At 73.4% G+C, this 23,379-nt stretch carries 21 protein-coding genes; 9 read left to right on the top strand and 12 right to left on the bottom strand.

Annotation, left to right across the window (positions count from 1 at the left end):
* The first annotated feature begins 34 nt into the window (after window positions 1-34).
* The gene (locus ABT129_RS18820) at window positions 35-1,054 is read left to right on the top strand and encodes a GlxA family transcriptional regulator (protein ID WP_351902440.1); all 1,020 of its coding nucleotides are present in this window, start codon (window positions 35-37) and stop codon (window positions 1,052-1,054) included.
* Here the strand turns inward: ABT129_RS18820 and ABT129_RS18815 are convergent.
* From ABT129_RS18815 to ABT129_RS18805, 3 genes are all read right to left on the bottom strand, one after another.
* Window positions 1,009-2,226, bottom strand: a complete 1,218-nt coding sequence (locus tag ABT129_RS18815; RefSeq protein ID WP_351902245.1) for an MFS transporter — start codon at window positions 2,224-2,226, stop codon at window positions 1,009-1,011. The two genes, ABT129_RS18820 and ABT129_RS18815, sit on opposite strands and share 46 nt — an antisense overlap.
* A 185-nt stretch (window positions 2,227-2,411) precedes the next feature.
* The gene (locus ABT129_RS18810) at window positions 2,412-3,461 is read right to left on the bottom strand and encodes a Zn-dependent alcohol dehydrogenase (protein WP_351902242.1); all 1,050 of its coding nucleotides are present in this window, start codon (window positions 3,459-3,461) and stop codon (window positions 2,412-2,414) included.
* A complete protein-coding gene (locus ABT129_RS18805) occupies window positions 3,458-4,390 on the bottom strand; it encodes an SDR family NAD(P)-dependent oxidoreductase (RefSeq protein WP_351902239.1) in 933 nt (310 codons plus the stop codon). Before ABT129_RS18805 ends, ABT129_RS18810 begins: the two co-directional genes overlap by 4 nt.
* A gap of 102 nt (window positions 4,391-4,492) precedes the next feature.
* Here ABT129_RS18805 and ABT129_RS18800 point away from each other — a divergent pair, with 102 nt between their 5' ends.
* The gene (locus ABT129_RS18800; protein ID WP_351902236.1) at window positions 4,493-5,419 is read left to right on the top strand and encodes a cyclase family protein; all 927 of its coding nucleotides are present in this window, start codon (window positions 4,493-4,495) and stop codon (window positions 5,417-5,419) included.
* 201 nt (window positions 5,420-5,620) lie between these two features.
* On the opposite strand, the gene ABT129_RS18795 is transcribed toward ABT129_RS18800, so the two are convergent.
* The 4 genes from ABT129_RS18795 to ABT129_RS18780 all read right to left on the bottom strand — a co-directional run bounded on the left by ABT129_RS18795 (window position 5,621) and on the right by ABT129_RS18780 (window position 9,757).
* Window positions 5,621-6,085: an ATP-binding protein gene (locus ABT129_RS18795; protein WP_351902233.1), complete on the bottom strand. Its 465-nt coding sequence runs from the start codon at window positions 6,083-6,085 to the stop codon at window positions 5,621-5,623.
* Window positions 6,086-6,495: 410 nt separating this feature from the next.
* Entirely contained in the window at window positions 6,496-7,395 is a 900-nt protein-coding gene (locus ABT129_RS18790; protein ID WP_351902231.1) for an acyl-CoA dehydrogenase family protein, read from the bottom strand.
* A 5-nt stretch (window positions 7,396-7,400) separates the two neighbouring features.
* Entirely contained in the window at window positions 7,401-8,537 is a 1,137-nt protein-coding gene (locus tag ABT129_RS18785) for an acyl-CoA dehydrogenase family protein (protein ID WP_351902228.1), read from the bottom strand.
* Complete coding sequence (locus ABT129_RS18780) at window positions 8,537-9,757, bottom strand: amidohydrolase family protein (RefSeq protein ID WP_351902225.1); 1,221 nt, start codon at window positions 9,755-9,757, stop codon at window positions 8,537-8,539. The genes ABT129_RS18785 and ABT129_RS18780 overlap by 1 nt, the downstream gene beginning before the upstream one ends.
* Window positions 9,758-9,917: 160 nt before the next feature.
* Between ABT129_RS18780 and ABT129_RS18775 the strand changes: the two genes are divergently transcribed.
* Window positions 9,918-11,432 (top strand): class I adenylate-forming enzyme family protein, encoded by a 1,515-nt coding sequence (locus tag ABT129_RS18775; RefSeq protein ID WP_351902222.1) that lies wholly within the window; start codon window positions 9,918-9,920, stop codon window positions 11,430-11,432.
* Here the strand turns inward: ABT129_RS18775 and ABT129_RS18770 are convergent.
* Window positions 11,404-11,832 carry an STAS domain-containing protein gene (locus ABT129_RS18770; RefSeq protein WP_351902219.1) on the bottom strand — a complete coding sequence of 143 codons (429 nt, stop codon included), beginning with the start codon at window positions 11,830-11,832 and terminating at the stop codon, window positions 11,404-11,406. The genes ABT129_RS18775 and ABT129_RS18770 overlap by 29 nt on opposite strands.
* Window positions 11,833-11,999: 167 nt before the next feature.
* On the opposite strand from ABT129_RS18770, the gene ABT129_RS18765 reads away from it, so the two are divergent.
* Together ABT129_RS18765 and ABT129_RS18760 are read left to right on the top strand one after the other, a co-directional pair.
* Window positions 12,000-12,578 carry a sigma-70 family RNA polymerase sigma factor gene (locus ABT129_RS18765; protein WP_351902216.1) on the top strand — a complete coding sequence of 193 codons (579 nt, stop codon included), beginning with the start codon at window positions 12,000-12,002 and terminating at the stop codon, window positions 12,576-12,578.
* Window positions 12,575-13,918 (top strand): maleylpyruvate isomerase N-terminal domain-containing protein, encoded by a 1,344-nt coding sequence (locus ABT129_RS18760; RefSeq protein WP_351902213.1) that lies wholly within the window; start codon window positions 12,575-12,577, stop codon window positions 13,916-13,918. The genes ABT129_RS18765 and ABT129_RS18760 overlap by 4 nt, the downstream gene beginning before the upstream one ends.
* 13 nt (window positions 13,919-13,931) lie before the next feature.
* On the opposite strand, the gene purU is transcribed toward ABT129_RS18760, so the two are convergent.
* A complete protein-coding gene (purU, locus tag ABT129_RS18755; protein WP_351902210.1) occupies window positions 13,932-14,783 on the bottom strand; it encodes a formyltetrahydrofolate deformylase in 852 nt (283 codons plus the stop codon).
* A 69-nt stretch (window positions 14,784-14,852) separates the two neighbouring features.
* Window positions 14,853-15,296, bottom strand: a complete 444-nt coding sequence (locus ABT129_RS18750; RefSeq protein WP_351902437.1) for an SCO4402 family protein — start codon at window positions 15,294-15,296, stop codon at window positions 14,853-14,855.
* A 192-nt stretch (window positions 15,297-15,488) separates the two neighbouring features.
* On the opposite strand from ABT129_RS18750, the gene ABT129_RS18745 reads away from it, so the two are divergent.
* A complete protein-coding gene (locus tag ABT129_RS18745; protein ID WP_502981809.1) occupies window positions 15,489-16,763 on the top strand; it encodes an ABC transporter substrate-binding protein in 1,275 nt (424 codons plus the stop codon).
* A gap of 16 nt (window positions 16,764-16,779) precedes the next feature.
* On the opposite strand, the gene ABT129_RS18740 is transcribed toward ABT129_RS18745, so the two are convergent.
* A complete protein-coding gene (locus ABT129_RS18740; protein WP_351902204.1) occupies window positions 16,780-18,228 on the bottom strand; it encodes a hypothetical protein in 1,449 nt (482 codons plus the stop codon).
* Between the two features lie 123 nt (window positions 18,229-18,351).
* Window positions 18,352-19,734 carry an NsdA family TPR-like regulatory protein gene (locus ABT129_RS18735; RefSeq protein WP_351902201.1) on the bottom strand — a complete coding sequence of 461 codons (1,383 nt, stop codon included), beginning with the start codon at window positions 19,732-19,734 and terminating at the stop codon, window positions 18,352-18,354.
* A 279-nt stretch (window positions 19,735-20,013) separates the two neighbouring features.
* On the opposite strand from ABT129_RS18735, the gene ABT129_RS18730 reads away from it, so the two are divergent.
* From ABT129_RS18730 to ABT129_RS18720, 3 genes are all read left to right on the top strand, one after another.
* Window positions 20,014-20,679: a bifunctional DNA primase/polymerase gene (locus ABT129_RS18730; protein WP_351902198.1), complete on the top strand. Its 666-nt coding sequence runs from the start codon at window positions 20,014-20,016 to the stop codon at window positions 20,677-20,679.
* Between the two features lie 74 nt (window positions 20,680-20,753).
* Window positions 20,754-21,617 (top strand): ABC transporter ATP-binding protein, encoded by an 864-nt coding sequence (locus ABT129_RS18725; RefSeq protein ID WP_351902195.1) that lies wholly within the window; start codon window positions 20,754-20,756, stop codon window positions 21,615-21,617.
* A complete protein-coding gene (locus ABT129_RS18720) occupies window positions 21,614-23,263 on the top strand; it encodes a transporter (protein ID WP_351902192.1) in 1,650 nt (549 codons plus the stop codon). The genes ABT129_RS18725 and ABT129_RS18720 overlap by 4 nt, the downstream gene beginning before the upstream one ends.
* Window positions 23,264-23,379: the final 116 nt, after the last annotated feature.

The raw sequence follows: 23,379 nt of genomic DNA, 5'->3' as shown, positions 1-23,379 counted from the left end.
AGCACCGCCCGTGCCGTCGCGACCCCACCCGCCCGTGCCGTCCCCGTCGGCGCCGCCCGCGCCGACCGTGCCGGCGCCGCACCGCGTCGCCGTTCTCGCGCTGCCCGGCCTCCTCCCCTTCGAGCTGGGCATCCCGCACCGGATCTTCGGCCGCGCCCGGGACGCCTCGGGCCGCCTGCTCTACGAGATCGTCACCTGCGCCCCGGTCGCCGGGCCCGTCCCCACCGACGCCGACTTCTCCGTGCACGTCGAGCACGGCCCGGAGGCGCTCGCCACCGCCGACACCGTCGTCGTACCGGCCTCGTACGAGCTCGGCCCGGTCTACGACGAGGGCAGGCTCACCGGGGAGCTGGCCGCCGCGCTCGCCCACATCCGGCCCGGCACCCGGCTCGTCTCCATCTGCACCGGCGGGTACGTGCTCGCCGCCGCCGGCTTCCTCGACGGCCGTCCGGCCACCACCCACTGGTCCTCCGCCGCGCACTTCCAGCGGCTCTTCCCGCGCGTACGGGTCGACGCGGACGTCCTGTTCGTCGACGACGGCGACGTCCTCACCTCGGCGGGCGTGGCCGCCGGGATCGACCTGTGCCTGCACATCGTGCGCCGCGACCACGGCACGGCCGTCGCCAACGACGTCGCCCGCAGGACGGTCGTGCCGCCGCACCGGGACGGCGGTCAGGCCCAGTACATCGAACGGCCCCTGCCCGAGGCCGGCACCCACACCACGACCACCGCGCGGGCCTGGGCCCTCGCCCACCTCCACGAGCCGATCCAGCTGCGGGACCTGGCCGAGAAGGAGGCGATGAGCATACGGACGTTCACCCGCCGCTTCCGCGACGAGGTCGGCATCAGCCCCGGCCAGTGGCTCACCCAGCAGCGCGTCGAACGCGCCCGGCACCTCCTGGAGTCCACCGAGCTGCCCGTCGACCGGGTCGCGCGGGACGCGGGCTTCGGCACGGCCCAGTCGCTGCGGGTGCATCTGATGAGCGCGATCGGGGTGACGCCGACGTCCTACCGGCGGACCTTCCGGACGGCCGTCCCCGAGACCTCCCCCTGAGGCCGCGGCTCCCGCCGCAGGAGCCGCCGCTCCCCCACCGCGCCGACCGCCGTGAGCAGCACGGTCAGGGCGACCCCGCAGAGGATCGCCGTCGACGGCGCCACGACCTTGAGCAGACCGCCCGCCAGGGTGCCGCTCGCCGCGTACCCGGCGCCGACGGCCGCGTACATCACCGAGTACCCGGCGGCGAGCGCGGACGGCGGCAGGAGCTGGCGCAGGGCCAGGTTCCGGGTGAGCATGGCGGGGGCCTGGAGGAGCCCGGCGGCGACCAGGGCCACGGCGATCGCCGCCGTCCACGGCAGGACGGCGACCAGGGCGACGCCGGAGGCGACCGCGAGGACCAGGACGAGCGACTGAACGGCCAGCGGGCCCGGCCAGTGCCCCCGCAGGCCGTACAGGAACGCGCCGACCGCCGATCCGATCGAGAACCCGGCGAGCAGGGGTCCCGCCCAGCCGATGCCGATCCCGCGCTGTTCGAGGAGGGCGGGCAGGATCAGTTCGGCGAGCGCGAGCAGGGTCAGGCCGGCCGCCCCCAGGACGTACACCGGCCAGGCGCGCAGCAGCGACCGCCGCAGCGAGGTGCCGTCCTCCCGCGCGGCCTGCCGCCAGCCCTGCGGCAGCGCCCACAGGCCGGGGACGGACACGGCCATCAGCACCGCCATGAGCAGCAGGGGTACGGCGGGGTCGACGCCGAGGGCGAGACCGGCGACGAGGGCGGGCGCCGCCGCCCAGATGCCGAAGGTCAGCACCGACTCCATGCTCATCGCCTGGGTGACGGCCCGCTCCGGGACCAGGCTGGTGAGGAGGGCCCGGAGCCCGCCGGGTACGGCGGCGGGCCCGGCGCCGGCCAGGAGGGCGAGGGCGGCGAGCACGACGGGGTGCGCGTGCGGGACGAGGCCGAGGCCCGCGAACCCGGCCGCCCCGACCGCGAGTCCGGCGACGAGCTGGGGCCGGGCCCGCTCGGCGTTCATCCGCAGGCCGAGGACGGGTGCGGCGACGATCTCGCCGATGACGTACGCGGCGGCGAGCACCGCCCCGAGCGAGTACCCGCCGGGCCGCTCGCGCACCAGGAACACGAGCGCGAGCGGCGCCATGGCCACGGGCAGCCGCCCGGCGACGGTGACGGCCGACCAGACGAGGACGGGGCGGGTGGCGAGTTCGCGGTAGGACATGCCCAGGACCGTAATGGCGTACGCCCCTGGTGCCCAGCCTGTTTCGCCGGCCTCCCAAGTGGCCCCGGTGGCAGCCCGGACGGTCTCCGTGCAAGCCCAGACGGTCTCCGTGGACGCCCGAGCGGTCCCCGCCGACGCTCGGGCAGCCCCCGCCCGGCGGCGCCCCCGCCCCCGCGCCTCCCCGCTCAGAAGGTCAGGACCCCCCGGGCGACCTTGCCCCGCTCGGCGTCCTCGACGGCCCGGGCGAACTCCTCCACCGGGTAGGTGGCGGTGACGAGTTCGTCGAGGAGCAGCCTGCCCGACAGGTACAGCCCGGCGTACAGCGGGATGTCCCGCTGCGGTCGCGAGGAGCCGTAGCGGCAGCCGAGGACCGACTTGTCGAGGAACATCGCGGCGGGCAGGAAGGTGGCCTCCGCCTTCGGCGCGGTCATGCCGAGGAGGATCGCCTGCCCGTGCCGGTCGAGGAGGTCGATGGCCGTCCGGACGAGCCCCGTGTGGCCGACGCACTCGAAGACGTGGTCGGCGCCGGTGGGCAGGATCTCCCGCACGCCGTCGGTGGAGGTGAGGAAGTGGGTCGCCCCGAAGCGGCGGGCCGCCTCCTCCTTCGCCGGGTTGGTGTCGACGGCCACGATCGTCGGGGCGCCCGCGATCCGGGCGCCCTGGAGGACGTTGAGCCCGATGCCGCCGGTGCCGATGACGACGACGGTCTCGCCCCGGCCGACCCTGGCGCGGTTGAGGACGGCCCCGACGCCGGTGAGGACTCCGCAGCCCATGAGGGCGGCGGAGGTCAGCGGGATCTCCTCGGGGATCCTCACGGCCTGGACGGCCTTGACGACGGTCCGCTCGGCGAACGACGAGTTCGAGGCGAACTGGTAGAGCGGGCGGCCGTCCTGGGAGAACGGCCGCTGGGGCATCCCGATGGCCTTCCGGCACATGGTGGGCCGCCCCCGGTCGCAGTCGGCGCACGCACCGCAGTTGGCGAGGGTGGAGAGGGCGACGTGGTCGCCGGGCTCCACGTGGGCGACGCCGGGGCCGACGGCCTCGACGACGCCGGCGCCCTCGTGGCCGAGGACGACGGGCACGGGGAAGGGGATCGTCCCGTCGACGACGGAGAGATCGCTGTGGCAGAGGCCGGCGGCGGCGATCCGCACGGACACCTCCCCCGCCCCGGGCGCCCGCACCTCCAGGTCGTCGACGACCCGGACCCGCTTCCCGTCGAACACCACGCCCCTCATGACGCCTCCCCCGTACCGGCGTTGGGGCGGGCTCCGGCGGCGGCGGCCCGCGCCATCTCCTCCAGGCGGGTCAGCATCGGCATCGGGTCCACCCCCACCGTCCCCGGCAGGAAGTCCGCGATGCGTTCCGGGGTCCACGCGCCGCCTTCCGCGTAGCCCGCGCGGAGCTCCCTGGGCTGGGCCCAGACCGCGATCTTGGGGCCCGCGATCGTGTAGACCTGGCCGGTGATCCTCTCCTGCCGGGCCCGTTCGGAGAGCAGGTAGACGACGAGCGCCGCCACGTCCTCCGGTTCCCCGATCTCCTCGAGCTCCATGGGGACGTTGGCCGACATCCGGGTCCGGGCGACCGGCGCCACCGCGTTGGCGGTGACCCCGTACTTGTGGAGGCCGAGCGCCGCCGACCGTACGAGGGAGATGATCCCGCCCTTGGCCGCGGAGTAGTTGGCCTGGGCCACCGAGCCCTGGTGGTTGCCGCTCGTGAAGCCGATGAGGGTTCCGGTGCCCTGGCGGCGCATGACGGCCGAGGCCGCCCGGAAGACGGTGAAGGTGCCCTTGAGGTGGGTGGCGACGACCGGGTCCCACTCCTCCTCGGACATGTTGAAGAGCATCCGTTCGCGCAGGATGCCCGCCACGCACACGACCCCGTCGAGCCGCCCGTACTCCGCGAGGGCGAGGTCGACGACCCGCTGTCCGCCCGCCATCGTCGAGATGTCGTCGGCGACCGCGACCGCCGTGCCGCCGGCGGCCTCGATCTCCTTCACGACGGAGAGCGCGATCTCGGAGGTCGGTTCGCCCCCCTCGATGGAGACCCCGTAGTCGTTGACGACGACCTTCGCGCCCTCCGCCGCGCAGGCGAGGGCGACGGCGCGGCCGATGCCCCGTCCCGCGCCCGTCACGGCGACGACCTTGCCAGCCAAGAAGTTCCCCACGCCCGGCCCCTTCCCGCAGTTTCTGACGGTCCGTTAGATTCTTGCGTCGTCAGGATTCTACGGTCCGTCAGATACTGGTCCACAAGACCCCGGAGGCCCCCGATGTCTCTGCCCGCCGCATTCCACGAGATCGCCAAGCGCGTCAACAACTGGGGCCGCTGGGGCCGGGACGACGAGATCGGCACGCTCAACCTCGTCACGGACGAGGTCGTGCGGGACGCCGTCGCCACCGTCCGCTCCGGCCTCCGCGTCCCCCTCGCCGTCGACCTGAAGCAGGACGGCGTGCAGACCGGCATGATCCCCGGCCGGGTCAACCCGCTCCACGTCATGGTCCAGGTCAACCAGGAGCTGTTCGGCCCCGGCACGGTCGCCACCAGCGACGATGCCGTGACCTTCGGGCTCCAGGCCGGCACCCACTGGGACGCCCTGACGCACGCCTCCCACTCGGGCCGCATCTACAACGGCCGGCCCGCCGACTCCATCACCCCGCACGGCCGCTCCGCGTTCAGCGGCATCCACACGGCCCGCCATCTCGTCTCGCGCGGCGTCCTGCTCGACGTGGCCGCCGCGAAGGGGGTGGAGCGGCTGCCGGGCGACCACGCCGTCACCCCGGAGGACCTGGACGAGGCGGCCGAGTTCGGCGGGGTGACCGTCCGGTCCGGTGACGTCGTGCTCGTGCGGACGGGCCAGATCCAGCTGTACCTGGCCGGGGACCGGCACGGGTACGCCTTCCCGTCACCCGGCCTCTCGGTCCGTACGCCGGAGTGGTTCCACGCCCGGGACGTCGCGGCCGTCGCCAACGACACCCTCACCTTCGAGATCTTCCCGCCCGAGATCGAGGACCTGTGGCTGCCCGTGCACGCCCTCGACCTGGTCGAGATGGGGATGCTCCAGGGGCAGAACTGGAATCTGGAATCTCTGTCCACAGCCTGTGCACAAGAGCGGCGCTACGCGTTCCTGCTCTCGGCGATGCCCGAACCCTTCGTCGGCGGCACGGGCACACCGGTGGCACCCGTCGCCGTCCTCTGACCGGCCGGACCCCGAACACGGAGGACGGGCGGCGCGGCCCCGCGCCCCCAGCGCGGCACGGCGCAGGGGGGGTCCCCCGCGGGCGAACCACCGCGGGGGAGCCGCCATCCGGCCACGACCCGCACACGCCGAGGGCCCCCGGCCCTCGGCTCCCCTCGCCACGGATCGCTCATCCCAGGGTGGACAGAACCCCACGCGTCGTCAACAGTGCACCCGTCCGGGCGACACGGACGCCCCGGTGGCCACCGACGCCCCCGGAATCGACGAGGGCGCGACCGGAGCCCGGTCGACCTCGCACCAGATGCTCTTGCCCGCGCCCTCGGGCTGCCAGCCCCACCGGTCGGCGAGTCCGTCGACCAGTTCCAGGCCGCGCCCGTTGGTGTCCTCGCCCTTCGCGTGCCGGGGCTGCGGCGGGCGGTCGCTCGTGTCGGCGACCTCGACCCGCACCCCGCCCTCCGCCGCGAACAGCATCCGCAGCACGGCCGGACAGCCGGTGTGCACCACGGCGTTGGTCACGAGCTCGGAGATGATCAGCACCAGCGTGTCGGCCAGCGACTCGTCGTCCCCTATGCCCGATCCGGCGAGCCGCGACCGGGCCCATCTCCGGGCTCGCCCCACCTCCGCCGGGTCCGGCCCGACCTCCAACTGAACCTGAAGCACCTGCACCGCTCACACCATCCGAACCGGCGGACACATCGCCTCGCGCCTCACAGCCATCGACGCCCTAACGGAACGTGATTCCCTTGCGAGACAGCATGGTTGACGTACAGTCACCGCAACAAGCGCTTCGGGCATATTCCAGCGCGAAGGAGTACGCGTGGTCCATACTGTGCGACGCGCGCCGCGGGGAGTCGAACAGGAGCGCGCACAGCGCCTCCTGGGGGCGCGAACGGCGCACATTCCCGGACCCGGAGTCACCTCAGGGGCGACACCGGGACGATCCGGGTCAACGAGCACTCGCACCCCACGGAGCGTACCGGAGCCGGAGGCCGACTCCGGGCCGTGACGGCCGCGCCGAAGGACACAACCCGGTATCGACATTCCGTGACACCGCGAGCGCGCAGCGCCACCACCCCTCACAGGCCGGCCGCGACCGCCTCCTCCGCCCGCGCGGCGGGCAGCCGCAGCTCGGCCCGCACCCAGGCCCGCTTGAGGTGCAGATGGACGTCCGCCTCCCAGGTGAAGCCCATGCCGCCGTGGACCTGGAGGCAGTCTCGGGCGTTGCCGATCGCGGCCGTGTCGGCGAGGAGCTTGGCACCGGCGATCTCGACCGGATCGACGGTGAGGGAGGCGGCGCGGACGGCGGCGCGGGCGAGTTCGGTCCGCACGAGCATCCCGGCGCAGAGGTGCTTGACCGCCTGGAACCCCCCGATGGCCTGCCCGAACTGCTCCCGGTCCCGGGCGTACGAGACGGCCGCCCCGGTGGTCGCCTCCGCGCTCCCGACCTGCTCGGCCGCGGTGAGCAGGACGGCCGTCAGGTCCTCCGCCGGGTCCGGCGGCAGGTCCGAACCCGCGTCCGGCGCGGGGCCGCTCCGGCCGGGCACCCGGTGCAGCGGGGTCAGCGGGTCCACCGACCTCATCGGTACGGCGCCCTCCGCGTCCCCCCGCACCACGTCGGCCTCCTCCAGCCAGGGGACGAGCCCCTCCGCGACCTCGGTGACCACGACGGCCCCCTCCGCCGCCCCGGGGACGGAACCGGCCGCCAGGTGCGTCGCCACCAGCGGCCCCGGCAGCAGCACCCGCCCGGCCTCCTCGAACACGAGGACGGCCTCCGGGAGGCCGAGCCCCACGCCGCCCTCCTCCTCCGGGAGCCGCAGGGCGAAGAACCCGGCGGCGCCGAGCTCCCGCCACAGCTCCCGGTCCAGGGACGGCGTGTCGACGGCCGCCCGGAGCGCCGCCCGGTCGAAGCGGCCTTCGAGGAGGTCCCGTACGCCCCGGCGCAGGGCCCGCTGGTCCTCGGTGAGTCGGAAGTCCACGGGGGTCACCGGCCCTTCGGCAGGCCGAGGATGCGCTCGGCGACGATGTTGCGCTGGATCTGGGAGGTGCCGGCCGCGATCGTGTACGAGAGCGAGGAGAGCCGGTCCAGGGTCCAGTCGCGGCCGAGGTCGAGCGCCTCGGGGCCGAGGACGGCGGCGGCGGCCTCGTACAGCTCCTGGCGGGCGTGCGAGTAGTGGAGCTTGAAGACGGAGCCGCCCGCGCCGGGGACTCCGCCGGTCGCCCGGGCCTCGCTGACGTTGGCCTGGACGATCCGCCACAGGGCCCGGAACTCGGCGGAGAGCCTGCCGAGGCGGCGCCGCAGGACGGGGTCGTCCCAGGTGCCGTTCTTCCGCGCCGCGCGGGCGAGCTCGCCGAGGAGGCGGCGGCAGGCGACGACCTCACCGACGAAGGCGGTGCCGCGCTCGAAGGAGAGGGTCACCATGGTGACCCGCCAGCCGTCGTTCTCCTCGCCCACCCGGTTGGCCACCGGCACCCGCACCTCGTCGAGGAAGACCTCCGCGAACTCCGTGGAGCCCGCGAGGGTGCGCAGCGGGCGCACGGTGACGCCGGGCGCGTCCATGGGCATGGCGAGCCAGGTGATGCCCCGGTGTCTGGAGGCCGCATCCGGGTCGGTCCGGACGAGCAGCTCGCACCAGTCGGCGACCTCGGCGTGCGAGGTCCAGATCTTCTGGCCGCTGACGACGTACGCGTCCCCGTCCCGGACCGCCCGGGTGCGCAGCGAGGCGAGGTCGGAGCCGGCGCCGGGTTCGCTGAAGCCCTGGCACCAGACCTCGTCGCCGCGCAGCACCGGCGGCAGCCAGCGCTCGCGCTGCTCCGGCGTGCCCTCGGCGGCGATGGTCGGCCCGGCGTGGAGGAGGCCGACGAAGTTGGCGCCGACGTAGGGGGCCCCGGCGAGTTCGGTCTCCTCCAGGAAGACGAGCCGCAGGGTCGGGGAGGCGTCCCAGTGCACGTCGGCGTATCCGGCGTCGTGGAGTCTGCGCTGCCAGCCGCAGTCGTAGGCGCGGCGGGCGGGCCAGTCCAGCGGGTCGGGCCGCGCGGGGAGGGTGGGGAGGGTGGTGGCGAGCCAGGCCCGGAGCCGGGCGCGGAACTCCTCCTCCTCGTCGGTGCAGCCGAGGTCCATCAGACGCCGCCCGGGCCGCCGGTCCGGTCCCGGTCGAGGTCGAGGCCGAGCATGCGGATGGCGTTGCCGCGCATGAGTTTGTAGATCGTCTCGTCGTCGAGGCCCTGGACGTGGTCGAGGGCGACCTCCTTGGTGTGCGGGAAGGTGGAGTCGACGTGCGGGTAGTCGGTCTCGAAGGTGGCGTTGTCGCGGCCGACGACGTCGAGCGAGGCGATGCCGTGCTTGTCGCGGAAGAAGCAGCAGAAGATCTGCCGGTAGTAGTACGTGGACGGGGGCTCGGGGATCAGGTCGCGGACGCCGCCCCAGGCGCGGTGCTCCTCCCAGACGTCGTCGGCGCGCTCCAGGGCGTACGGGATCCAGCCCATCTGGCCCTCGCTGTAGGCGAGCTTGAGCGTCGGGAACTTCACCAGGACGCCGCTGAACAGGAAGTCCATCATCGAGGCCATGGCGTTGTTGAAGCTGAGGGAGGCCTGGACGGCGGGCGGGGCGTCGGGGGAGGCGGCGGGCATCTGGCTGCTGGAGCCGATGTGCATGTTGACCACCGTGCCGGTCTCCTGGCAGACGGCGAAGAAGGGGTCCCAGTAGCCGGAGTGGATGGACGGCAGTCCGAGGTGGGTGGGGATCTCGGAGAAGGTGACGGCTCTGACCCCGCGGGCGGCGTTGCGCCGGATCTCGGCGACGGCGAGGTCGATGTCCCAGAGCGGGATGATGCAGAGCGGGATCAGGCGCCCTCCGCTGTCCCCGCACCACTCCTCGACCATCCAGTCGTTGTAGGCCCGGACGCAGGCGAGGGCGACCTCCTTGTCGTGGGCCTCGGCGAAGGTCTGGCCGCAGAAGCGGGGGAAGGTGGGGAAGCAGAGGGAGGCCTCGACGTGGTTGAGGTCCATGTCCTTGAGGCGGGCGGCCGGGTCCCAGCAGCCGCGCCGCATCTCCTGCCGCGTGATGCCTTCGAGGGTCATGTCGTCGCGGTCGAAGCCGACGGCGGCGATGTTGCGCTTGTACGGGAACGTGAGGTCCTCGTAGATCCACCAGTCGGTGGGCGGGCCGTCGGGGTCCATCGTGATCCGGTACTTGCCGGCGACGTAGGCGAGCTCGCCGATGCCTGCGGTGAGGGGCCGGGGCCCGCGGTCGCGGTACTTCTTCGGGAGCCAGGTCTCGAAGAGGTGGGCGGGCTCGATCACGTGGTCGTCGACGCTGATGATGCGGGGCAGTTCCGTCATGACCCCTCCTTGGTCCGATGGCGTGTCCGACGGTGTTTTCTGATGGACCGTCAGATACGGGTTCCGCATCAGGCTAGCCCCGCACCCCTGGACCGACAAGCGGGAGACCCTTACGCTCACCGCACTATCTGACGGAACGTCAGCCAAGAGGGGTACACGGATGACCGAGACCGCACACGCCCTGGGCGAGTCCCGCACGCTCTGGGAGCTCGTCGAACGCCGCGCCGCCCTCACCCCCGACCGGCCCGTCCTCCTCCAGGGAGACCGCGTCCTCACCTTCGGCGGCCTCCGCGACCGCGCCGAACGCTGCGCCGCCGGCCTGTACGCCATGGGGGTGCGCCCCGGCACGGTCGTCGCCTGGCAGCTGCCCACCCGCGTCGAGACCGCGGTGCTCTCCTTCGCGCTCGCCCGCCTCGGAGCCGTACAGACGCCCGTGATCCCCTTCTACCGGGACAAGGAGGTCGGATTCGCGCTCCGCGAGTCCAAGGCCGAGTTCTTCGCCGTCCCCGGAGAATGGCGCGGATTCGACCATACGGAGATGGCGGGGCGGCTCGGCGCGCACGGGGTCTTCGAGGTGTACGGCCCCGATTCCCTGCCCGACGGCGACCCGTCGGCCCTCCCCCCGCCGCCCTCCTCCGGCACCGACGTCCGCTGGATCTACTGGACCTCGGGCACGACCTCCGACCCCAAGGGCGTCCTGCACACCGACCGCTCGCTCCTCGCGGGCGGCGCCTGCCTCGCCCACGCGCTGCGGCTCACCGACGCGGACGTCGGCTCGATGGCCTTCCCGTACGCGCACATCGCCGGGCCCGACTACACGGTGATGCTGCTGCTCTACGGATTCCCCGCGGTGATGTTCGAGCAGTTCGCGCTGCCGGAGGCGCTCGACGAGTACCGGCGGCACGGCGTGACGGTGGCCGGCGGCTCCACCGCCTTCTACGCGATGTTCCTCGCCGAACAGCGCAAGCGGCCCGGTGAGCCGGTCATCCCCACCCTGCGGCTGCTCGCCGGCGGCGGGGCGCCGAAGCCGCCGGAGATCTACCACGCCGTACGCCAGGAGCTGGGCTGCCAGCTCACCCACGGATACGGCATGACCGAGGTCCCCATGATCACCATGGGCGACCCCGACGACACCCCCGAGAACCTCGCCACCACCGAGGGCCGCCCGCCCGCCGGCATGGAGATCCGCGTCACCGGCTCCGGGGAGGTGCTGCTGCGCGGCGAGGCCGTCTGCCGGGGCTACCTGGACCCGGCCCAGACCGCCGCCGCCTTCGACGAGGACGGCTTCCTCATCACCGGGGACGTCGGACACCTCACCCCGAGCGGCCACCTCGTCCTCACCGGCCGCGTCAAGGACATCATCATCCGCAAGGGAGAGAACATCTCCGCCAAGGAGATCGAGGACCTCCTCCACCGGCACCCGGACGTGGGCGACACCGCCGTCATAGGCCTCCCGGACGCCGAACGCGGCGAGCGCGTCTGCGCCGTCGTCGAACAGCCCCCCGGCGCCGCCCCGCTGACCCTTCCGGCGGTGACGGCCTTCCTGCGGGAGGCGGGCCTCTCCGTCCACAAACTGCCGGAGCAGCTGGAGGTGGTCGACGCCCTCCCCCGCAACGAGACCCTGCGGAAGGTGCTCAAGTACCGGCTCAGGGAGCGATTCGGTCCGTCCCGATGAGGTCCGCCCTGGTCACCCCCACCGCGTCGGCGTCCACCTCCACGACACCCGTCTCGGTCAGCGCCGCGTCCACGTCCTCGTACACCTCGAAGAGCCGCCGGACGCCGAGCGCGTCGAGCACCCGGCCGACGTGGCCGTCCCGGTCCTCGGGGAGGATCAGCCGCAGGCGGCCGCCGCAGGAGCGGAGCAGCCGGCGGGTGGCGATCAGCATGCCGACCCCGCTGGAATCGCAGAACCGGACGCCGGAGAGGTCGACCACCAGGTCGTGACGGCCGCACGCCACGGCGTCGTGGACGCGTCGGCGTATGCGGGGGGAGGTGACCAGGTCCAGTTCCCCCCGGACACGGAAGACCGTCCAGGAGCCGTACTCGTTCTCGTCGACCTCGATCGTCGTCACCATCGCCGCCTGCCCCGCACGAACCGGTCGAAACCCCCGACGGCGGGGATGACGCGTTCCTTACCATCCGGGTCCGCGTCAAGGGCGCACTTGAGGCAAACGGGGGTGCGTTGTCGGCGGGGGCCACTACGTTGGAGGGGAAACCGGGTGGCCGGGAGGGCGGAGGTCGGATGGCGATGGACACACCACCGCGCTGGGACCGCAGGATGCAGCAGCGGCTGGCGCGGGGCGAGGCCGCCGCGCTCGGCGAGCTGTACGACCGGTTCGCCGCCCTCGTGCACAGCCTCGCCCACCGGGTCCTCGACGACGACGACGCGGCCGACCAGATCACCCGCGAGGTCTTCGGCTACATCTGGGAGAACCCCGACGCGTACGACCCCAAGCAGGGGAACCTGCGGTCCTGGGTCGCCAAGCTGACCCAGCGGCAGGCCGTCCACCGGCTGCGGCAGGCCGAGGCGACGGCGTACGCGGAGACCGGCCGGGGCTCCGTGGAGGAGCTGGAGCAGAAGGTGCGCCGGGCGTCGATCGCGGCCCGCGCCGACTACATCGTGACCTCGATGCCGACCCCGCTCCGGGCCGCGCTCGAACTGGCGTACTTCCAGCGCCGGGACTACCGCCAGACCGCCGCCGACCTCGGCGTCACCGAGGACGAGGCGCGGCGGCGCCTCCGCCTCGGACTCCAGCTGCTCTCCTCCGCGACCCGCGCGGCCGAGGGCGGAGCCCCGCCGGGCTACGGGCGGGCGTTGTGACCGGGGCGCACGACGACGACGAAGGGAACGGCGTCGCACGCGCCCCGTGGATACCGGGGCCGCGGCGGGCGGCCGACGACCACGCGGACCTGACGGCGGACCCGGTGTCGGACCCGATGTCGGAGCCGTACGAGGACGAGGCGTACGAGGACGAGGCGTACGAGGACGAGCCGTACGAGGGGGAGACGGAGGAGACGTCCGGGGTGGAACCCGAGCCGGAGGCGCAGGACCCGGTGCCGGTCCTCACCCACAGGGTGCTCGAGTCCCTCCTCGGGGCGTGGGCGCTCTCGGCGTGCTCGGCCGGGGAGACCCAGGCCGTCGAGGACCACCTGACGAGCTGCGCGCCGTGCGCGGACGAGGCCCTGCGGCTCCGGGACGCCGTGGCACTGCTCCACGAGGACCGTGACCTGGACCTCGACCCGCTGCTGCGGTCCCGGGTCCTGGAGAACTGTCTGGGCCGCCGCCCGGCCCGCATCCCCGTGCCCGCCTGGGTCACGCCGTACGACGCGGAGACCGCGCGGCTCGACGCGCTGCTGCGGGACATCGGCGAGTCCGAGTGGCACGCGCCGGTGCGGCTCAAGTGGTACGAGGAGGACCGGATCGTCCGCCGGAAGGCGACGGTCGCCGCGGTCATCGGCCACCTGCTCGCCGTCGACGGCCTCGTGTCGTCGGCGCTCGGCCTCGACGACCCGCTGGGCCGGGGTACGCCGGAACTGTCGCCCTCGGAGCGGACGGAGGCGTTCTGGTCGAGCCAGGACCGGCCGCCGAACCGGACGCTGCGGGGTCCGTGGCGGGAGCACAGCCACACCCTGATCCGTACGGTCTCGTTCGCGGGCCGAGGGGTCGCGGACCTGACCGTCACCTACAAGGACTTCGCGCTGCCGCTCCGGGACTCCCTCCTGGAGCGGGCCTTCGAGTGCTGGCTGCACGCGGACGACATCGCGAACGCGGTGGCGTACCCGTACGCGCCGCCGAGCGGCGCGCACCTCCACGACATGATCGACCTGGCGGCCCGGCTGCTTCCCGCGGCCCTCGCCAACCGCCGGCGCACGGGCCTCGCGTCCCCGGCCCGCCGGCTGGTCGCGGCGGGCGCCCCGGGCCGTTCGCTCCACCTGGAGGTGGAGGGCGCGGGCGGCGGCAACTGGTACATCGCGCTCGACTCGCCGGCGGCGGTCGGCTCGCCGGAACTGGCGGTGGCGCAGGTGGCGATGGACGGCGTCGAGTTCTGCCAGCTGGTGGCGGGCCACATCTCCCCGGAGGAAGCGGCGGCGGGCCAGGACGGCGACCGCGAGGCCATCAGGGACGTCCTGTCGGCTGCGGCGTCCCTGAGCCGTCTGTAGCGCTCCGGCGGGGTCAGGCGAAGACGACGGTGCGGCGGCCGTTGAGGAGGATGCGGTGTTCCGCGTGCCACTTCACCGCGCGGGCCAGTGCCTGGCACTCCACGTCGCGGCCGATCGCCACCAGCTGGTCGGGGGTGACCTCGTGGCCGACCCGCTCGACCTCCTGCTCGATGATCGGGCCCTCGTCGAGGTCGGCCGTCACGTAGTGGGCGGTGGCGCCGATGAGCTTCACGCCGCGCGTGTGCGCCTGGTGGTAGGGCTTGGCGCCCTTGAAGCTCGGCAGGAAGGAGTGGTGGATGTTGATGATCCGGCCGGAGAGCTGCTTGCAGAGGTCGTCGGAGAGGACCTGCATGTAGCGGGCGAGGACGACCAGCTCGACGTCCTGTTCGCGGACCAGCTCCAGGAGCTCCGCCTCGGCGTCCGCCTTGGTGTCCTTGGTGACCGGGATGTGGCGGAACGGCAGCCCGTAGGAGCCGACGAGTTCCTCGAAGTCGGTGTGGTTGGAGACGACCGCCACGATCTCGACCGGCAGCGCGCCGATCCGCGAGCGGAACAGCAGGTCGTTCAGGCAGTGGCCGAACTTCGACACCATCAGGACGACCCGCATGCGCTCGTCGGCGCGGTTGATCTGCCAGTCCATGACGAAGGCGTCACCGACCGCGGCGAAGCTGGCCCGCAGCTTGTCGACGTCCACGGGGGCCTCGGCCGAGAAGTGGACCCGCATGAAGAAGAGCCCGGTGTCCCGGTCTCCGAACTGCTGACTGTCCTCGATGTTGCAGCCGGTGATGAAGAGGTAGCTCGACACGGCGTGCACGATGCCCTGCTTGTCCGGGCAGGAAAGGGTGAGGACGTACTGGTCGGTCATCCCGTCAGCCTGCCACATCCGGGCAGCCGGGGTGACCGGCCGTCCGTCAGGCGGAACGGTCGGGGCGGTTCACGGCCCGGTCATGATGTGCAGCACGTCGAGGGAGCGCGGCGGCGTGTCCGGGTCCTCGCCGTCGGCGTGGGCGAGGCGGACGTGTGCCTCGCGGGCGGCGCGCACGGCCTCGGGCCAGCCGGGGTGCTGGAGGTAGGCGGAGACGGGGGCGTCGGGGCCGACCTGGTGCATGATGCGGAGCACCCGGAGGACGGCGACGTCGACGAGGGCGGCCTCGCCCGTGTCGCGGAAGATCGAGCCGACGTACTTCTCGGCGGACCAGTTGTCGAGCCAGGTGTCCTCGACCAGGCGGTAGACGGCGTCGGTGACGTCGCCGTACCCGTCCAGGCCGGCGAGCCAGGTCGTCTGATGGAAGTCGGGATCGGAGAGCATGTGCAGCGCCGAGCGCACGTTGCTGCGCCAGCGCCACCAGGGCATGTCGTTGAGCGGCATGCCGCCCATGGTGGAGGAGCGACGGCCGCGACGGGAAGAGTTCACCGAACCGGAGACTGGACTGGACACGTTTCGATCGTACGTTCCCTTGTCCGGTAACCGGAGTCGCCCCCTCGCAGCCCCCGTAATTCACCTTCACGTCACCCACCGTTGAACCGTGCTCACTCCCGCGTTACCCATGAGGCGGAAATGTGCATGCCCATGACCGGTAGGCGACTGACCTCACTCCTCGCGTACGTCACGACCGCGGCGACCGGAGCCTCGTTGCTCACCGGTTGTGGTGTGCTCCCTGGGGCCACGGGGGGCTCCAGGGAGCCCGTCACGGTGATGACGTGGGCTCCCGACCAGACCCGGGCGACCAACATGCCCGGAATGCCCGCCATGGCCCAGACCTTCGCGCGGTGGGTGAACGCACGCGGGGGCATCGACGGGCACGAACTGCGTGTCCTCACCTGCAACGAGCACAACACCAGCACCGGCGCCGCCGCCTGCGCCCGCCGGGCCGTCCGCGAGAAGGCGGTCGCGGTCGTCGGCTCGTACAGCCAGAACGGCCGCGCCTTCATGGCCCCCCTGGAGGCCGCGGGGATCCCGTACATCGGCGGCTACGGCATCTCGGAGGACGAGTTCACCAGCCCGCTCTCCTACCCCGTCAACGGCGGCCAGGCCTCCCTCATCGCCGGCCACGGCATGCAGCTCGCCGGCTCCTGCCGCACCGTCTCCCTCGTCCGCCCCGACACCCTCGCCGGGGACAAGCTGCCCGAGCTCCTCAACTCGGGCCTGCGCAAGGCGAGCCACCGCGGCGCCGTCGACATCCCGGCCGTCGAGGACGCCGCCGAGTACACCGCGCAGGCCGACCGGGCCCGCGAGAAGGCCGGCGACCGGAACGGCTGCGTCACCGCCGTGCTCGGCGAGCGCACCCAGACCTTCTTCGACTCCTTCCGCCGCCTCCCCGAGAAGGAGGACGACGGCGGCTCCGGCAAGAAGAACGGCGTCCGGATCTCCTCCGTCCTCGGCAGCGTCGGCCAGCCCGTGATCGACCGCACCGGCGGCGCCCACAGCCCCTTCGAGGGCGCGTTCGTCACCGGCTGGTACCCGGAGGCGGCCGACAAGAGCTGGGCGCCGATGCGCAAGGTCATCCAGGAGCACGCGTTCGCCGACAACCGCGTCGACCCGGCCGACGCGGGCGTCCAGACCACCTGGATCGCCTACACGGTCCTCAAGGACGTCGTCGAGGCGCTCGACACGGACACCGTCACGGCCGGTCAGATCGCCCACGCCCTCGACCGGGGCGAGCGGATCGACACCGGCGGCCTGACCCCGGCGCTGCGCTGGAAGTACGAGGACCTGCTCGGCGCCCCCGGCTTCCCCCGGATCGTCAACCACGAAGTGACGTTCCAGGTGGTCCGCAAGGGGCAGCTCGTGGCGCAGAAGCCCGGCTTCGTCGACGTCGGCGAGACCGTCCTCAGCGCCCCCTGAGCCCCGGGGGCGCTCCCTACAGCTGCGTGGGGCTGCGCTTCTCCAGTCCGTACTTCTCGGCGGTCGGGTTCCACAGCCCGGCCGCCTCGCGCTTGGCCTTGGTGGCCTCGCCGCTCTGGGCGTTCGCCGCGGAGAGCTGGTTGGTCGAGCGGGCCTTGCCGCCCTTGCACGCCTTCTTGTCCTTCATCTGGACCGCCCAGGCCGCGTAGTGGTCGTCCGCGGAGGCCGAGGCCTTCCAGGCCCGGGTGAGGGCGGCCGTCAGCTCCGCGTTCTTCGGGAGCTTGTCGACCGACAGCGACTGGAGCTTGGTGACGAGACCCCGGCGCTGGTCGGCGGCGCCCCGCAGGTCGCTCGCCGCCTGGTCGAGGTTCTTGCACTGCTTGATGGCCTCGACCGAGCTGATCACCGTGTCACGGCTGTCGCTGCTGGTCGCGAGGAGCTTGCTCAGCTCCTTCGCCTGCGGCTCCGCCGGGTCGGCGGGCTCCTCGGCGGGCGCCTGGCTGGAGGGCGCGGTGGAGCCCGCCACCACGCTCTCGCCGCTCTTCTCCGGGGTCTTCTTCTCGTCGCCGCCGCTGAGGAGCGCACCGGCGCCGAGCCCGACGACCGCGCAGCCGACGACGACGGCCGCGATCAGCGCGACCGGCGACCGGCGACGGGGCGGCTCGGGATCGGCCCCGTCGTCGTAGTAGGCGTCCTGGTAGGCGTACTGCTGCGGGGGCGGCGGCGGCTGGTGGCGCTGCTGCGGGGGCTGGTGCTGCTGCTGGTGCTGCTGGTACGGGGCCTGGGCGGGCTGCTGGTAGCCCTGCTGCCGCGGCGCCTGCGGCTGCTGCGGCGCCCGCGGGGCCTCCGTACGGAAGAGGTTGTCGAACTCGGCGGGCGGCTGCCGCTCGCCGGGCTCCTGCGCCGGTACGGGAGCGATGTACTGCGTCGCGTCCGAGGCGCCCGCGGCACCGGGTCCCGGCTGCTGGAGCGGTCCCGTGCCCAGGAACTGGGTGTGCGCGCCCCCGCCCTGCTGCGGCGGCACCGGGGCGATGTGCTGCGTGGCCTGCATGTCCCCGGCGGCCGGCGGCGGATACCCGTACCCGGGCTGCGGGCCGGCGGCCGGCGGCGGATACCCGTACCCCGGCTGCGGGCCCGACGGCGGCATCCCGCCCTGGACCGGCGGCATCGCGCCCGGCACCGGGGCTATGTGCTGGGTCGCCTGCAGGTCGGCGGCGCCCGGCCCCGGGTAGCCGTAGCCCGGCTGCGGCGGGACCGGCGGCAGGTACTGGGTGGACTGCATGTCGGCGACGCCGCCCGGCGCCGCCTCCGGAGGCAGCGGCTGCGCGGGCGGCAGCGGCTGCCCGCCCGGCGAGGCGCCGGCGGGACCCCAGGCGCCACCCCACGGCTGTGCTCCCCCTTGGGCGTCCTGCGCGGGGGGCACCGCCGGGTACTGCGGCTCCGGACCCTGTCCGTTCTGCGTCACCGGGACTCCTACTGATGGACCTACGGAATCGTCGGCTCACGCTACCGGGTGCGCGCGGGGCTCCGCACACACGTGTGAGCCCGGTTACACAACCTTCGCGAACGGGTGCGGTCCCACCAGGGACTACGCCGCGTACAGCTCCATCCGCGCCCCGAACTCCCGCACCACCGCCTCCCCCGCGTACGGCTCCAGGCGCTCCCTCAGATCCTCCAGGTACTCCGCGCCCCGCGACGACCGCAGCGTGCCCAGGAGTTCGAGCGCCCGCGTCCCCGTCCGGCAGGCCTGCTCGACCTCCCGCAGCTGGACCTGCGCCGAGGCGAGCAGGGCGAAGCCGATCGCCCGGCGCCGCGCCCGCGTCGCCGGGTGCCCGGCGATCGACTGCTCGGCCGCCCGCGCCGCCGCCTCCGCCTGCCCCAGGTCCCGGTGGCAGTGGGCCAGTTCGTCCGCGAGGTAGGCCTCGTCGAAGTGGGCGATCCACGCCGGGTCGTCGCCCGCCTCCGGATCGGCCCGCTCCAGGGCCCGCGCGGCCCGCCCGGCCGCCTCCTCGAAGGCGCGGACGTCCCCGAGGAGCGCGTGTCCGCGCGCCTCCGCCGCGAAGAACATCGCCTCCGCGCGCGGCGGCACCTTCCCGCGCGCCCCCTCCTGCGCCGCCCGCGCCAACTGGGCGATCTCCCGGGGGTTCCCGAGCTGTGCGGCGAGGTGGCTCATCGAGGCGGCGAGCACATAGCCGCCGTAGCCCCGGTCGCCCGCCGCCTGGGTGAGCCGCAGCGCCTGGATGTAGTACCGCTGGGCGAGCGCCGGTTCACCCGTGTCCACCGCCATGTACCCGGCGAGTTCGGTGAGTCGGGCGACCGCCCCGAAGAGCTGCCGGCCGACCGCCTCCCGGTAGGAGCCGGACAGCATCCCCGACACGACGCTGTTGAGGTAGTGGACGACCACCGGGCGCACGTGTCCGCTGCCGAACCGCCGGTCGAGGTCGACCAGCGCCGCCGTCATCTCCCGTACGGCCGCCACGTCCGCGACCCCGACCCGGGCCCCCGCCATCCGCGCCACGTGCGCGTCCGGACCCGTGATCAGCCAGTCCCTGCTGGGCTCGACGAGCGCGGAGGCCGCCACGGTGGAACCGGAGAGGAAGTCCCGGCGGCCCACGTCGCTGCGCCACAGCTCGCAGACCTGCTCGATCGCCCCGGGCACGGTCGGCGCGAACTGGAGCCCGACCCCGGCGGCGAGGTTGCGGCCGTTGGCCATGCCGACCTCGTCGATGGTGACCGTCCGGCCCAGTTTGCGGCCGAGTGCCTCGGCGATGATTCCCGGTGCCCGGCCGCGCGGCTGCTGCCCGCGCAGCCAGCGCGCCACCGACGTCTTGTCGTACCGCAGGTCGAGTCCGCGCTCCGCGCCGACCATGTTGACCCTGCGGGCGAGTCCGGCGTTGGAGCAGCCGGACTGCTGGATGAGCGCCTGGAGCCGTTCGTTGAGCTGACGCGGAACGAGTGGCCTGGCTGCCATGAGTAACCCCCTGAGGCCGTGCGGTGATCACGAGAAGTGATCACTGCCCGGTGAATATCCGGTCAATGCCGATGTGAACACGCGAAACCGGACACGTCGGCCGCGTCCTCGCCGCCGGCGCCCCCACCTGTGCGTACCCCTCACCCGCTCCCCGGCCCCGTGCGCGCCCCCGCCCGTGCACCGATGCGCCCCGCATGCAGGATCGATGCGTCACACCGCTCGACACCGTGGCCGTAACCCCAGGTGACGGGGGGAGTTGTGTTCACCGTGGAAGAGACCATGGGAGTCACGGACGCCGCACAGATCCCCCAGCAGCGAGGCGAGCAGCTGCTGGACAGCGCCGTGCGGTACGCGGAAGAGCGGCACTGGGACGTGTTTCCCGGGACCTGGCTGGAGGCCGTCGAGGGCAGGGAGCGGTGCTCCTGCGGCGCGGACGCGTGTGCCGTGCCCGGCGCCCACGCGGTCAGGCCCGACTGGTCGACCCAGGCGACGGGCAGCGGGGTCGGGGCCCGGCGGATGTGGTCGAAGCAGCCGAAGGCGTCGATCCTGCTGCCGACGGGCCGCACCTTCGACGCGATCGAGGTGCCCGAGTCGGCCGGATTCCTGGCGCTCGCCCGGATGGAGCGGATGGAGCTGACGCTCGGCCCGGTGACCTGCACCCCGGACCGCCGGATGTTCTTCTTCGTCCTGCCGGGCGCCGCCACCAAGGTGCCCGACCTCGTCCGCAAGCTGGGCTGGGTCCCGGCCGCCATCGACCTCGTCACGCGCGGCGAGGGCCACTACGTGGCGGCCCCGCCCACCCGGATCGGCGGCTGCGGCGCCGTGCAGTGGGCCCGGCGTCCCACGCCGGCGAACCGCTGGCTCCCCGACGCGGAGGAGCTCATCAGCGCCCTGGCGTACGCGTGTGGCCGGGAAGCGGCGGAGGCGAGGAGCCGCACGTCCTGACCCTGGGGCGGCGGCAGGTCTCGCCCTTAGGGTGTCCCCGTACGGACGGGGACGACCTAGGGGGATGACGGACCATGCCTGACCAGGCATTCGAGGGAACGTTCGACACGGCGGGCGCCGCACCGGGGGACGGTGCGGTGCCCGCCGTGCGCGTCGAGGGACTCTGGAAGAGATTCGGCCAGCAGATCGCGGTGAACGGGATCGACCTGGTCCTGCCCGCGGGCAGGTTCATCGGGCTCGTCGGGCCCAACGGCGCGGGCAAGACCACCACCCTCTCGATGATCACGGGCCTGCTGCGCCCCGACCACGGGCGGATCCTGGTCGCCGGGCACGACGTGTGGGCCGACCCGGAGTCGGTCGCCGAGGTGAAGGCCAGGATCGGCATCCTGCCGGAGGGCCTGCGGCTCTTCGAGCGGCTCTCGGGCCGTGAACTCCTGGCGTACAGCGGACGGCTGCGGGGGCTGCCGGGCGCCGAGGTCGACAAGCGGGCCGCGCAGCTCCTCGACGTCCTCGACCTGACGAACTCGCAGAACAAGCTCGTCGTGGACTACTCGACCGGCATGCGGAAGAAGATCGGGCTCGCGGCGGCGCTGCTCCACAACCCCGAGGTCCTCTTCCTCGACGAGCCCTTCGAGGGCGTCGACCCGGTCTCCGCGCAGACCATCCGCGGGGTCCTGGAGCGGTACACCTCCTCCGGCGCCACCGTCGTCTTCTCCAGCCACGTCATGGAGCTGGTCGAGTCGCTCTGCGACTGGGTCGCCGTGATGGCGGCGGGCCAGATCCGGGCGCAGGGGCCGCTCGCCGAGGTGCGGGGCGACGCGCCCTCGCTCCAGGCCGCGTTCCTCGAACTGGTCGGCGCGAACGGGCGCGAGGCGGCCGGGGACTCGCTGGACTGGCTGGGCGGCGGGGCCGGCGCCTCCGGTGGGGCCCAGCGATGAGTGCCGTGACGACGAACACCACCCCCACGGCCGCGGCCGCCGCCTCCGCCCCCTCCCTCACCTCCGTCTTCGTACGGCTCAAGCTGAGCCTGCTGCGCAACGGGCTGAAGCAGTCGGGCGGGCGGACCGCCGCGTACATCCTCACCATCGTCTTCGGCGTCGTCTTCGTCGCCGGCATGATGCTCGGCTTCGTCCTCATCCGGGGCAAGGCCGACGCCGACACCGCCGCGGTCCTCCTCGCCGGGTCGGTCGCGCTGGCGTGGACGGTGATGCCGCTGTTCGTCCCCAGCGGGGACGAGACCCTCGACCCCTCGCGGCTCGTGATGCTGCCGCTGCTGCCCCGGCCGCTGATCCGGGCCCTGCTCGTGGCCTCGCTCGTCGGCATCGGGCCCGTCCTCACCCTCCTGCTGGCGTTCGGCGCGGCCCTGTCCGTCGCGCACGGCGCGGCCGGCACGATCGTCGCCGTCCTCGCCGTGCCCCTCCTGACCGTCACCTGCGTGGCGCTGTCCCGGGCGGTGGCCGCCGCCAACATCCGGCTGCTCACCTCCCGCAAGGGCCGTGACCTGGCGCTGCTGAGCGGCCTGCTCATCGCCGTCGGCATGCAGGTCGTGAACTTCGCCGCCCAGCGCCTCGGGCAGCCCGGCGGGATGGCCGCGCTCGAACCGGCGGCGTCCGTCGTCGGCTGGCTGCCGCCGGCCGCCGCGATCGGCGCGGTCGACGCGGCGAGCGACGGCGACCACGCGGTGGCGGCGGCCCGGCTGCTGCTCACGGCGGCCTCGCTCGCGGGGCTCGTGCACTGGTGGCGGCGGAGTCTGGTGCGGCTGATGGTCGAGCCGGACGGCTCCACGATCGGCGCGGCCTCCGACGCGGGCGTCCGTGACAAGTCCGGTGCCACCGGACTGCTCGGCCGCATCCTGCCGGACGGGCGCACGGGCGCGGTGATGGAACGCAGCCTGCGGTACATGTGGCGCGATCCGAAGACGAAGGCGTCGTGGGTGACCTCGCTCGCCCTCGGTCTGATCGTGCCGCTGTTCAACGCGTTCCAGGGCACGGGGTCGATCTACTGGGCGTGCTTCGCCTCCGGCATGCTCGGCATGCTGATGTACAACCAGTTCGGGCAGGACACGTCGGCGTTCTGGATGGTCGCGCAGACCCTGTCGACGACGGCCGACGCGTACGCCGAACTCCGGGCGCGGGCCCTGGCCCTGCTGGCCGTCACCCTGCCGTACGCGGTCTTCGTCACCGTCCTGACGACTGCGGTCCTCGGTGACTGGTCGCGGCTCGCCGAGGCCGTCGGCCTGGCGCTGGCCCTGCTCGGCGCGATGCTGGCGACGGGCGCGGTGGCCTCGGCGGTCTTCCCGTACTCGATCCCGCAGGACAGCGGCTACAAGAACGTGGTCCCGGGGCAGGCCGGTCTGGCCTGGATCTCGATCCTCGGCGGCATGCTCACGGCCCCGCTGCTGTGCGCGCCGCTGATCGGCGCGACGATCTGGTTCCACCTCTCCGACCGGCAGTCCCTGCTGTGGATCCTCCTCCCTGCGGGCACGCTCTACGGGGCGCTCCTCGTCTGGGCGAGTCTGAAGGTGGCGGCGCCCCGCACGGCGAAGCGCCTGCCGGAGATCCTGACGGCGGTCAGCAAGGGCTAGCCCGCGCGCCCTCCCGCACACGGCCGTGGGCCCCCCCGGGCCGCGGGGCGCCCACCCCCGCGCGGGACGAGGCCAACCGCCAGGGCCGGGGGGGCGCCGCGCCCGCACCCCCCCCC

The sequence above is a fragment of the Streptomyces sp. NPDC002057 genome, assembly GCF_040296665.1.
Classification (GTDB): Bacteria; Actinomycetota; Actinomycetes; order Streptomycetales; family Streptomycetaceae; genus Streptomyces.
Note: the sequence above shows the minus strand (reverse complement) of the source record. Positions and strands in the feature narration are given on the sequence as shown.